This is a genomic window from Achromobacter spanius (assembly GCF_003994415.1).
In the GTDB taxonomy this organism is placed as follows: domain Bacteria; phylum Pseudomonadota; class Gammaproteobacteria; order Burkholderiales; family Burkholderiaceae_B; genus Achromobacter; species Achromobacter spanius_C.
Genome location: NZ_CP034689.1, coordinates 6,227,402 through 6,238,777, shown reverse-complemented (window position 1 = coordinate 6,238,777; position 11,376 = coordinate 6,227,402). Strand labels below are relative to the sequence as shown.

Below are 11,376 nucleotides of genomic sequence, written 5' to 3'. Positions count from 1 at the left end.
GTTGGCACCAACAACTAATTTAGCCACCAAGAATGAATTCAACAAGAACACGTCTGGCCAGTCGGGACGCCGAAGCGCTCTATGAAGCGGTGAACCAGCTGATCAGGGTCCATCAATTCCGCGATCGCGATCGCATTTGTTGCTATGACGTGTCCGTGGCGCAGTGCTATGCCTTGGAAACCCTGGTCAAGCAAGGGCCGCTGCGGTTGCAGGCGCTTGCGCTGGTGATGTTCCTGGACAAGAGCACGGCCAGCCGAATTGTTGATTCGCTGGAACGCAAGGGCTACGTCACAAGGATCGAAGATGCCGCCGACCGCCGGGCGGTGCAGCTTGAGCCGACCGCGGCGGGGCGCAAGCTGTATCAGACCATTCGGGCGGATCTGGTTGCCGAAGAATTTGCCATGATCGAACACATGAAGCCCGAGGTCCTGGAGGCATCGCTTGATCTGCTGCGGCAGTTGACGCGCGCCGCACAAGCACGTTGTGGCGTCGCCTCGACGTGTGCCGTGGAGTTTGAGCCGTAGAGTCCAAGCCGTAGAAATTGCGGCTTTTTTTTAAGCAAATAGTTGGTAGTACCAATTAAATACGGCTTCGGCCGTGTCCCAACCCCATGAAGAGAGGTACCTGGAATGCGCATCAATGACCACCCCGTCGCAATCATCGGAGCCGGCCCCGTCGGGCTGAGCGCCGCCGCTCATCTGCTGGACAGAGGCATACCCTTCGTCGTATTCGAAGCAGGGGACCAGTCGGGCGCAAGCCTGAACCAGTGGGGACATGTACGGATGTTCTCTCCGTGGGGCTACAACATCGACAAGAAGGCCGGCGAGTTGCTCGCGCAGTCAGGTTGGGTTGCCCCGCCCAGTGACGCTTATCCCACCGGACGCGAATTGCTGGCGCAGTATTTGCAGCCCTTGTCGGAATTGGCGCCGATCAAGCGTTGCCTGAAGACCCATCACCGCGTGATGGCGGTCAGCCGCGTTGGGCACGATGTCATGAGAAGCCAGGATCGCGCTGCCGCACCGTTCCTGCTGCGGGTCAGCGGACCCGATGGCGAGCGGGATGTCCGGGCACGGGCAGTTATCGATGCCTCTGGCACCTGGAACACACCAAACTGGATGGGCGCGCATGGCATCCCGGCCTTGGGAGAAGAGCGGTTCGCGGCCCAGATCGCCTATGGCATTCCCGACATTCTGGGAGACGCCCGGCAGCGATACGCCAATCGTCGAGTGTTGGTGATTGGCGGGGGCCATTCCGCCTTCAATGCGCTTCAGGACCTAGTGGAACTGGCCAGCATTGAACCTGGTACACGGGTTTATTGGGCGATCCGCGGGGCTTCGACCGATCGGCTTTTCGGAGGCGGAGAGAATGACCAGCTTGAGGAGCGCGGTAGGTTGGGAACGACAGTCAAAAAGCTTCTGGACGAGGGAAGGATAGCGCTTTTCACCGGTGTCGACGTTGACCGCGTGAGCGATTCCGACGAGGGCTTGACGGTTCACAGTGGCGTCAAGGCGCTTGCCCCCGTCGACGAGATTGTCGTCGCAACGGGATTTCGTCCCGACCTTCGGTTGATGGCGGAGCTTAGGCTCGAACTCGATCCTGCAACGCAAAGCCCTATTCGCTTGGCTCCAATGATCGACCCGAATGTGCATAGTTGCGGGACAGTTCGGCCCCATGGCGCCTCGGAACTGGGGCATCCCGACGAGGGGGTGTTCGTCGTTGGAATGAAAAGCTACGGGCGTGCGCCTACGTTTCTAATGCTGACAGGCTATGAACAGGTCCGATCTGTTGTGGCCGCACTAGCCGGCGACTTGGAAGCTGCAAAACGAGTGGAGCTTGTGCTTCCTGAGACCGGTGTGTGTAACACGCAAGTTCGTCGTGCAAGCGCTGAAGCAAAGTGCTGCACCTAATCTGCAATTGTCATCGGAGGGCGCAGGCGGAGGTTCAATCTGCGACCCCGCTGCCGATGAAGACGGTCCACGTCGACGAGGTGGTTTTAAGGAAGGATCAGGATGGCCACATCTGCGCGCCCTAAAAGCTCTTTGCACGGGACTCCCAGAATGGCGTTCTTGAGGCCGCCGCAGTGCGAATTGCCTGCGACGATTAGGTCGGCGTCCATCTCACGCCCGAATGCCAAAAGAGACTCAATAGAATCGCCCGCAAGGATATGAAGACGCGGCTGCAATTCGCGTTCTCGAGCTGCGGACAAGAGCGTAGCCCACTCGGTCCCAATCTGCTTATGCACATCAGCGAGGAATGACTCCTCGGATTCGCTCAAAAGCTCATCCAGCTTTGGGCGCACTGCGAGGAACGTCAATGCAGCATGGTTGGCTTGTGCCAAGTCCAAGAGCGCCACCAACGATGGCCGACTCAGGTGTGCGAGGTCGAAATCCACCAGAATGCGCGTAAACATCATCTTCACCCATGAGGCCAGGCAACGTGATTCGCCGGCGTCCCTCAGGCTGATCGGAACGTCGATAGGCTGGATAACCGGTCCGGTCCCACCCGCATTTCTTGAAAAGAACGGAAGCTATTCCGTATGTCCAGGTATATGGAAATAAAGTCCGTTCGTCAAGTTGATGAAGATAAGGAGAGGAGGGCGTAAACCTTATTGGGTCTCCGTCTCATGCGTCATCGCTTCACGAGCCAGGCGTGCGATCTCCTCGGCCATGCCCTTGCGCTCGCTATATCGGTCCGTGAGATAGTCACTTCGGTCCCGCACCAGCAGTGTGAATTTATAGAGTTCTTCCATGACATCCACCACCCGGTCGTAGTAGGGCGAAGGCTTCATGCGGCCGGCTTCGTCAAACTCCTGAAACGCCTTGGCGACTGAGGACTGGTTCGGGATGGTTACCATGCGCATCCAGCGGCCCAGCACGCGCAAGGCGTTTACCGCGTTGAAGGATTGGGACCCCCCCGAAACCTGCATAACCGCAAGCGTGCGGCCCTGTGTCGGCCGCACACTACCCGTCTCCAGCGGCAACCAGTCGATCTGACTCTTGAACACACCCGTAAGCGTGCCGTGCCGCTCGGGGCTGCACCATACCTGCCCCTCGGACCACAGGGATAGTGCACGCAATTCAGCCACTTTTGGATGGTCCGCGGGAACACTATCGGGCAAAGGCAAGCCGCTCGGATCGAAAATCCGGGTCTCGGCGCCGAGCCGCGTCAAAATCCGCGCCGCCTCTTCAGTGAGCAACCGACTGTACGAGCGTTCACGCAGGGAACCGTACAGCAGCAGTATGCGGGGCGGATGCGTCGCGCCGGCCGTCAGCGACAGCTTGTCGTGCGTGGGGACGTCCAGCAAAGAGTCATCCAGGCTCGGAAGATCGAGGTCAGAGGGTGAAGAATACGTCGTCATTGCAATACACTCACTCGGGCAAAAATTGTAGTTTTGGGCGGCTGAGCCACGCTGCCAGCCAGAAGCTTGCGGCCAGTAATAACGCCACCACCAAGATTGAGACAAGCACTCCGTCGTAGGAGGATCCAATGGCCCAAAGGGCCGCGGCGCCCACCGGGGCGGCGGCGCGCGCAAATGTCATCGGCACGGTCAGGAGCCCGTTGATGGCTCCGTAGGCATGTCGGCTCAACATTTCAGGCACAACCATGCCACGAACGATCGTGAATATGCCGTTGGCTCCGCCGTAAACCACGCAGATTGCCGCGACGACAATGAAGTCCGTGTGCAAGTAGGCAAGGGCGCCAAAGGCGAGCGGGAAGACCGTCACCACCGCTGTACCCACCATTCGCATGGAGGCGCGTGCCGCGAAAATGCTTACGACGATTCGGCCCGCCACTTGGGCGGGGCCGATCAAAGCGATGGCTTGAACAACCGAAGCGGTGTCGATGCCTCGCTCGCGCAGTAAGGGGTACATATGGAACGTAAAGGCAGAGAACATGGCCGCGTATGCTGTCAGCGACAACAGCAGCGCCCAGAAAACAGGCCGACGCAGCGCTTCCTGAACAGCTAGGCGATTTCTTTCGCGCTGTTCACCAGGATTGACGTTGTCGGTCGGCCTGGCATCTCGGGCAGGCTGAATAAAGAGCAGGTAGGCGCCGGTGCAGATGATTGCGTTGACCGCAGCTAGTGCGATCAATGCTTCACGCCAGCCCCATAGATTCAACAGCCATTGCACCAGCGGGATAAAGACAGTACTGGCAAAGCCACCCCATAGCGTCAGAGCGGTAATGCCCGCCCGTGAATGACCCGGACCCACGCGGCGCGCGATCACGGCGAAGGCCGGCTCGTAAAGCGTGGCTGCTTGCAACGCGCCCAGGGCTGCGACAAGGACGTAGAAAGCCGGCAGGGACGTCACTTGAGACCAAAGCAACAGCAACCCTCCCGCGAGCAGTGAGGAAAGGCCCATTACCCAACGACCGTGTCCACGATCAACCGCAACACCCACCGGATATGCGGCCAACGCGGCGAGGATCAGCCCGAGCGTGGCAGCGCCATAGAGGTCGGGTTTGCTCCAGCCAAGCTCTTTGCCCATCGCCTCGGCAATCAACGGAAAGCTATAGTAGAGCGATCCCCAGGAACAGATCTGACCTATCCCCAATGCTGTGACCAATCCGTGCGCCTTGTCGGATGGATGCACAGTGTCCGCGGCTGTCGAAGGACTTGGCATGGTTTAGCGCACGCGCTTTCCGCTGTCGTCGATGACCACTTCGCCATCTTCTTTGGTGAACGGGCCGCGCTGGGGAGCCTCGAGGATGTCCAATACCTCCTCGGAAGGTCGGCACAGGCGAACACCCGAAGGAGTCACGACAAACGGGCGGTTGATCAGAATGGGATGCGCCAGCATGGCGTCGATCAACGCATCATCGCTTAAGGATGCGTCGTCCAGCCCAAGCTCGAGATACGGCGTCCCCTTCTGGCGAATAGCGTCACGAACGGTCAAACCTGCTTGGGCGATCAGATCAACGAGGGTGTCGCGATCCGGCGGCGTTTGTAGATATTCGATAACTTGCGGTTCGATCCCCGCGTTGCGTATCAGCGCTAGCGTGTTCCGGGAGGTTCCGCATTGGGGATTGTGGTAGATGGTAACGGTGCTCATATGTGTGATCAGGAGGTGAGAGAAAATGCGGTTTCAACAAAAGCGGCCACTTCGGCCGCAGTGGATTTGGCGGTTCGCATGACGCCAATGAGGGTGGCGGACGCAAAACCCGTCCATTCGCCATAACCGACGAGCCACAGGCCTGGAACATCGGCAGCCTGCGTGCCAGAAACTCGAACTTTGCCATCGGGGTCGAGGATGCCTAGTGCGGCGAGATGCGCCAATGCAGGCCGGAATCCGGTGCACCACACGACAGCGCCGACCACTGACGAAGAACCGTCGGCCCACACGACGCCATCGCACGTAAAGCGCGAGAATGGGCGAACCGATTGCAGTACTCCGCGCTCGCGCGCCTTGCGCACGGGTGGGACCATGACCACATCGCCAAATCCGCCTGGAAGGTCTTCGGGTTGTTTGCCCGACTGCATCGCCTGCCAACGCGCGGTAGCGCGTTCAAATAGAACCCGTCCATCAACGTCATCCGGCAAGAACAGCGGTTCGGTGGACGTTACCCACGTGGTTTGGGCAACCTCGGAAAGCTCTGCGAGAATCTGTGCTCCGGAATTACCGCCGCCAACGACCAACACGCGCTTGCCCGCGTAAGGGGCTGGCGACTGGTAGTGCGCGGAATGGACCTGTTCGCCACGAAAGACGTCCCGGTCGTCGTACGGTGGAATGAATGGAGCGCTCCAGGTGCCTGTGGCGCTGATTACGGCCTTGGCATGCCAAGCGCCCTTGTCAGTATCGACGAAGAATCCTGACTCCCGCTTGCTGATGGACGCAACCGCTACAGGCCGCTCCACCTTGAAGCGGTATCGTTGTTCATAGCGCGCGAGGTATTCAATAACCTGATCTCGCGCCGGGTAACCTTGTGTCGGGGGCATAGGCCAGCCGGGCAGGGAGCTCCACTGTACGGGTGAGAACAGGTGCAACGATTCCCATCCGTGCCGCCATGCTCCGCCCGGACCCGCGCCAGCGTCCAGAAGAATCACCTTTAAAGCGGTACGCCTGAGGAAGTAGGCAACGGCGAGGGCACTCTGGCCACCCCCAACAATGACCACATCCGCATGGCGGTCAGGAGCGACCTCGGACATCAGGCGGCCCCCAGAGTTTCGGAGGAAGAGGGCGCTGGAATTCCGCTGCAGCATTCCGCAGTGAGATAGCTCACTAACTCGTTCATCAAATCGATATTCGCGCGGTAGCGCATGTACCGCCCCTCTTGCTCTACGGTAAGTAGACCTGATTGCGTTAGCGCCTTTAGATGAAACGAAAGATTAGTGGGCGGCAGGTTTAATTCCGCCGCGATCTCCCCGGCAACACAGCCGACTGGAGCGGCGCGCACGAGAAGACGGAATATGTCCAAGCGAACGCCGGAGGCAAGAGATTCGAAAACGCTCACAGCAGTGTTTTTATCCATTCGTCAATACTACAACAATAATTGAAACGTTGAGAAGATAAATTTAGACTGTCATCGAATCGTCATGTGACAAGCACAATATGTCGTTAAATCAAGACATATGGACTTTATATGGAAACCCTCGATTGGCCCTCAGGGCGCCCTCAAGCCATGGTCTCAGCGCTCGCCTCTCCAATCGCCTCGGCAACGAATGCAGCGGAAGCTGTCTCGGTGTTCACTGCGCTGAGCCACTCGACGCGCTTGGCCATTTTCCGGATGTTGATACGCCAGGAGCCGCGCGGAATGGATGCGGCGAAGATAGCCGCCGTCGTCGGCGGGCCGCGCAGCACGGTGTCGCAACACTTGGCTGGGCTTGCGAGAGCTGGTCTGATCGTCGGCAGTAGAACAGGCGAGGTCGTTCGCTATCGTGCGCGGCTCGGAGGCATCTACGGGCTACTTGAATTCATCCTGGAAGACTGCTGCGCGACGCATGCGTGTGGCTGCTTGCCTGACGACGCCGAGCTTGTCATTGGCACGTCGGGACGGGGCAGGCAGGAATTGGAAACTGTCATAAACCGTTAATGAATTTGATTCATTATTTCCATAAATCACGACAGACAGAGATGTTGTGATCAGGGAGTCAAACGGACTTCCTCAATGCACCCTCAAGTGGAGAATAAGCATGTTTGCACAGGCCAAAAGATACGCTGCCGGATTGGGCATTTCCTTCGCACTCGGCATGGTTTCAGCCCAGGCCGCGGATATCACGGGCGCCGGATCGACGTTCGTCTACCCGATCCTGTCGAAGTGGTCCGACACTTACAACACCAAGACGGGCAACAAGATCAACTACCAATCGATCGGTTCGGGCGGCGGTATCGCGCAGATCAAGGCCGGTACGGTCGACTTCGGCGCGTCTGACAAGCCCTTGCCCCCAAGGAACTCGCAGAGGCCGGTTTGGGCCAGTTCCCGGTGGTCATCGGCGGCGTGGTTCCCGTCGTTAACATCGCCGGCATCGAGCCGGGCAAGCTGCGCTTCACCGGTCCCTTGCTCGCTGATATCTATCTGGGCAAGATCGAAAAATGGAATGACAAAGCAATCGCCGATCTGAACCCGGGGATGAAACTGCCCGACGCAAAGATCACGGTGGTGCATCGTTCGGACGGCTCGGGCACGACCTTCAACTGGGTCAACTACCTGTCCAAGATCAGCCCGGAATGGCAGACCAAGGTGGGTGAGGGCACGTCCGTACGGTGGCCCGTTGGTGTGGGCGGCAAGGGCAACGAAGGCGTCGCCGCATACGTGAAGCAGATCAAGAATTCGATCGGTTACGTAGAACTGGCGTACGCGCTGCAGAACGAGATGTCTTACGCGGCAGTCAAGAACTCGGACGGAAAGTTCGTCGTGCCCAGTGACAAGACGTTCCAATCCGCAGCCGCGCACGCCGACTGGAAGAACTCGCAGGATTTCCATCTGGTGATCACCAACGCGCCGGGTGACGACGCCTGGCCCATCGCGGCAACGGTGTTTGTCATGATGTACAAGCAGCCCAAGGACGCAGCGCGTACGGTCGCCACGCTGGACTTCTTTAAGTGGGCCCTGGAAAACGGCCAGCACGAAGCCGAGGCATTGGACTACGTGCCGCTGCCCAAGGAGCTGGTTGCCCAGATCGAAAGCTACTGGGCCGCGCAGATCAAGCGTTGATCCCAGGAGTCGGTCTCGCCCGGCAGCGCTTGCAGGATCGGCGCCGCCGGGCGAGACCGACAGCCAATTGGCTGCGTTCTTACAGGTTGACGTAAATGTCGAATAATCCGGGTTTTAACCCCGCGCTGGATTTCCAGGCCGAGGAGTCGCGATCGCGCCGCGATGCGTCTTCGGACAAGGTCTTTCGCCGCATTGTTGCCGTAGCCGGCATTTTTGTATTGGTGTCGCTGAGCGGGGCCGCGCTGTCCATGCTGTGGGGAGGCAGGCTCGCCTTCAGCACCTTTGGGTTCGAATTTCTCTGGTCCAGTGATTGGGATGCGGTCAATCACAAGTTTGGCGCGTTGGTGCCGATCTACGGAACCTTGGTGACGGCGTTCATTGCCATGCTGATCGCGGTACCGGTCAGCTTCGGTATTGCGTACTACCTGACTGAAGTCGCGCCCAAGTGGCTGCGCCAGCCGGTAGCGTCGGCGATAGAACTGCTGGCGGGCATCCCGTCCATCATCTACGGCATGTGGGGCCTCTTCGTCTTCGTGCCGGTGATGGCTGAATACGTCAATCCGTGGCTTGACGAACACATCGGCGCGCTTCCCTTCATCGGCGTGCTTTTTTCCGGCCCGCCTCTGGGCATGGGCATGCTGACGGCCGGCATCGTGCTGGCCATCATGGTGGTGCCGTTCATCACATCCGTCATGCGCGAAGTGTTTTTGACGGTGCCCCGCCCGTTGAAAGAGTCCGCCTACGCCCTGGGTTCCACCACCTGGGAAGTCGTCTGGAACATCGTCTTGCCGCACACGCGCTCGGCGGTGATCGGCGGCGTATTCCTGGGGTTGGGCAGGGCGCTGGGCGAAACCATGGCGGTGACCTTTGTATTAGGTAACGCGCATCGGCTGACGCCCTCGTTGCTGGAGCCGGGCAATTCCATTGCGGCCACCATCGCCAATGAGTTCACCGAGGCCGACTCCGACATCTACCTGTCGTCGTTGATCGCCCTGGGTTTCCTGCTGTTTGTCGTGACCTTTGTTGTCCTGGCCATTGCCAAACTGATGCTCAACCGCCTCAATCGTCAGGAGGGAAGGCAATGACCCCGCAAGGCCTGCGTCTGCAACGCATGCGTACCGCGCGAAATCTGGTGTCGGTAGCGCTGTCGATGGCTGCGACCCTGTTTGGGCTGTTCTGGTTGATCTGGATCCTGTGGACCACGGCAACCAAGGGCTTCGCGGCGCTTAAATGGGACCTGATCTTCAAGATGACGCCGCCGCCGGGCGCCGATGGGGGCTTGGCCAACGCCTTGTTCGGCAGCCTGTTGATGAGTGTGGTCGCGATTCTGCTCGGTACCCCCATCGGGATTGCGGCCGGAACGTACCTGGCAGAATACGTGAACCGCCATCGGATCGGCGCGGTGATCCGCTTCGTGAACGACATTCTGCTTTCTGCGCCTTCCATCGTGTTGGGCCTGTTCGTCTACGAACTGGTCGTCCGGCAAATGGGGCATTTCTCCGGCTGGGCGGGCGCCATCGCGTTGGCGTTCATCGTGCTGCCGGTTGTGGTCCGTACCACCGACGAAATGCTGCAACTGGTTCCCAGCCAAATGCGCGAAGCGGCGTTGGCTTTGGGGGTGCCCCAATGGAAAGTGACGGTTCAGGTGTTGTTCCGGGCCGCGTTGCCGGGCATCACGACCGGCGTGTTGTTGGCCTTGGCGCGCATCAGTGGTGAAACCGCGCCCTTGCTCTTTACGGCGTTGAACAACCAATACTGGAACGCGGACCTGAGCGCGCCGATGGCCAGCGTGCCCGCCGTCATCTTCCAATATGCAATGAGCCCCTACGAAAGCTGGCATGCGCTGGCCTGGGCCGGCGCCTTCGTCGTCACGATGTTCGTACTGCTCCTGAGCCTGCTCTCCCGCGCTATCTTGTCACGCAACAAGGTGAATCATGACTGAATTTGCTTTCCCGTCATCGGTATTGAACTCCTCGGCGGCCGGGGCCATTGCGGCCCGCAGCGCCACCTTGGACAATCCGGCCATCGCGACGCAGCCGAAAGTGGTGACTCGCGACCTGTGCTTCTATTACAAGGGTGTCCAGGCGCTGAACAACGTCAATATCGAACTGGCTTCCAATCGCGTTACCGCGCTGATCGGCCCGTCCGGCTGCGGCAAATCGACCCTCTTGCGTGTCTTTAATCGTATCTACGCGATTTATCCAGGGTTGGAAGCGCGCGGCGAGGTCTTGCTGGACAACCAGAACATTCTGGACCCCGAGTATTCGATCAACCGCTTGCGTAGCAAGGTGGGGATGGTGTTCCAGAAGCCGGTCCCGTTTCCGATGTCGATCTACGACAACGTTGCCTACGCCATCCGGCACTACGACCGCTTACCCAAGGCCGAGATGGACGTCAGGGTGGAAGCGGCATTGCGCAACGCCGCGCTCTGGGACGAGGTCAAGGACAAGCTGGAGCAGAACGCGCTGGGGCTGTCGGGCGGCCAGCAACAGCGGCTATGCATCGCCCGCGCAATTGCCCTGAGCCCCGACGTGTTGCTGCTGGATGAACCGACTTCCGCACTGGACCCGATCTCCACCGCAAAGATCGAACAGCTGATTGCCGAGCTGAAGAAGGACTACACCGTCCTGATCGTGACGCACAACATGCAACAGGCTGCGCGTTGTTCTGACTACACCGGGTTCATGTGCGCCGGCGAACTGGTCGAGATGGGCCGGACCGACGACCTGTTCACCAAACCGAAGCGTGAACAAACTTCCGACTACATCACCGGCCGCTTCGGCTAGCCATCACCCGCGACCCTAAATCAGGGTTTACAGTCTTCCACTATTCCACGATAATCGAAAAATGGAAATGAAAGATGCTGTCAAAGCCCTCGCCGCGATCGGACACGAATCGCGCCTTACCGTCTACCGCCTGCTGGTCCAGGCGGGGCCGGAAGGTCTGCCTGCCGGCCAACTATCGGAAAAGACGGGCATCCCTCCCTCTTCGCTTTCTTTTCACTTGAAAGAGCTGGTGTATGCCGGCTTGTTGACGTCGCGGCAGGAAGGAAGGTTTGTCATCTATGAAGCTCGATTCGAGTCGATGGCGGAACTGTTGGCCTACCTGACTGACAACTGCTGCGGTGGCCAACCTTGTGCCCCGACAAGCGTCACCGCTTGTGCCCCACATGCAGCCGCTCGCGCGCGGCGCGTGAACAACCTCTCTTGAAGAGTCCGCATC

General features: G+C 59.3%; 13 protein-coding genes and 1 pseudogene. 8 read left to right on the top strand and 6 right to left on the bottom strand.

What is annotated here, in order from left to right:
* Nucleotides 1-32: 32 nt before the first annotated feature.
* Both ELS24_RS28520 and ELS24_RS28515 read left to right on the top strand, forming a co-directional pair.
* The gene (locus ELS24_RS28520; protein ID WP_035212055.1) at nt 33-524 is read left to right on the top strand and encodes a MarR family winged helix-turn-helix transcriptional regulator; all 492 of its coding nucleotides are present in this window, start codon (nt 33-35) and stop codon (nt 522-524) included.
* Between the two features lie 105 nt (nt 525-629).
* Nucleotides 630-1,907, top strand: coding sequence for an FAD-dependent oxidoreductase (locus tag ELS24_RS28515; protein ID WP_127186021.1), 1,278 nt, complete (start codon nt 630-632; stop codon nt 1,905-1,907).
* Nucleotides 1,908-1,993: 86 nt separating this feature from the next.
* Here the strand turns inward: ELS24_RS28515 and ELS24_RS28510 are convergent, their stop codons facing one another.
* The 6 genes from ELS24_RS28510 to ELS24_RS28485 all read right to left on the bottom strand — a co-directional run bounded on the left by ELS24_RS28510 (nt 1,994) and on the right by ELS24_RS28485 (nt 6,471).
* Nucleotides 1,994-2,413: a universal stress protein gene (locus ELS24_RS28510; RefSeq protein WP_100220332.1), complete on the bottom strand. Its 420-nt coding sequence runs from the start codon at nt 2,411-2,413 to the stop codon at nt 1,994-1,996.
* Between the two features lie 192 nt (nt 2,414-2,605).
* Entirely contained in the window at nt 2,606-3,358 is a 753-nt protein-coding gene (gene arsH, locus ELS24_RS28505; protein ID WP_006221928.1) for an arsenical resistance protein ArsH, read from the bottom strand.
* Nucleotides 3,359-3,368: 10 nt separating this feature from the next.
* Nucleotides 3,369-4,568 carry an MFS transporter gene (locus ELS24_RS28500; protein WP_006221929.1) on the bottom strand — a complete coding sequence of 400 codons (1,200 nt, stop codon included), beginning with the start codon at nt 4,566-4,568 and terminating at the stop codon, nt 3,369-3,371.
* A 60-nt stretch (nt 4,569-4,628) separates the two neighbouring features.
* Nucleotides 4,629-5,054 carry an arsenate reductase (glutaredoxin) gene (gene arsC, locus ELS24_RS28495; RefSeq protein ID WP_006221930.1) on the bottom strand — a complete coding sequence of 142 codons (426 nt, stop codon included), beginning with the start codon at nt 5,052-5,054 and terminating at the stop codon, nt 4,629-4,631.
* Between the two features lie 8 nt (nt 5,055-5,062).
* The gene (locus ELS24_RS28490; RefSeq protein WP_035212062.1) at nt 5,063-6,148 is read right to left on the bottom strand and encodes an ArsO family NAD(P)H-dependent flavin-containing monooxygenase; all 1,086 of its coding nucleotides are present in this window, start codon (nt 6,146-6,148) and stop codon (nt 5,063-5,065) included.
* Complete coding sequence (locus ELS24_RS28485) at nt 6,148-6,471, bottom strand: ArsR/SmtB family transcription factor (protein WP_006221932.1); 324 nt, start codon at nt 6,469-6,471, stop codon at nt 6,148-6,150. Before ELS24_RS28485 ends, ELS24_RS28490 begins: the two co-directional genes overlap by 1 nt.
* 111 nt (nt 6,472-6,582) lie before the next feature.
* Here ELS24_RS28485 and ELS24_RS28480 point away from each other — a divergent pair, with 111 nt between their 5' ends.
* The 6 genes and pseudogenes from ELS24_RS28480 (at nt 6,583) to ELS24_RS28455 (ending at nt 11,364) form a co-directional block, all read left to right on the top strand.
* Nucleotides 6,583-7,032, top strand: coding sequence for an ArsR/SmtB family transcription factor (locus ELS24_RS28480; RefSeq protein ID WP_006221933.1), 450 nt, complete (start codon nt 6,583-6,585; stop codon nt 7,030-7,032).
* A gap of 100 nt (nt 7,033-7,132) precedes the next feature.
* A pseudogene (pstS, locus tag ELS24_RS28475) lies at nt 7,133-8,154 on the top strand (phosphate ABC transporter substrate-binding protein PstS).
* A 95-nt stretch (nt 8,155-8,249) separates the two neighbouring features.
* Nucleotides 8,250-9,239, top strand: a complete 990-nt coding sequence (pstC, locus tag ELS24_RS28470) for a phosphate ABC transporter permease subunit PstC (protein ID WP_006221935.1) — start codon at nt 8,250-8,252, stop codon at nt 9,237-9,239.
* Nucleotides 9,236-10,096, top strand: coding sequence for a phosphate ABC transporter permease PstA (gene pstA / locus ELS24_RS28465; protein ID WP_006221936.1), 861 nt, complete (start codon nt 9,236-9,238; stop codon nt 10,094-10,096). Before pstC ends, pstA begins: the two co-directional genes overlap by 4 nt.
* A gap of 67 nt (nt 10,097-10,163) precedes the next feature.
* Nucleotides 10,164-10,940 (top strand): phosphate ABC transporter ATP-binding protein PstB, encoded by a 777-nt coding sequence (gene pstB / locus ELS24_RS28460; RefSeq protein ID WP_006221937.1) that lies wholly within the window; start codon nt 10,164-10,166, stop codon nt 10,938-10,940.
* A 61-nt stretch (nt 10,941-11,001) separates the two neighbouring features.
* On the top strand, nt 11,002-11,364 hold the full coding sequence (locus ELS24_RS28455; protein ID WP_081247808.1) for an ArsR/SmtB family transcription factor: 363 nt from the start codon (nt 11,002-11,004) through the stop codon (nt 11,362-11,364).
* Nucleotides 11,365-11,376: the final 12 nt, after the last annotated feature.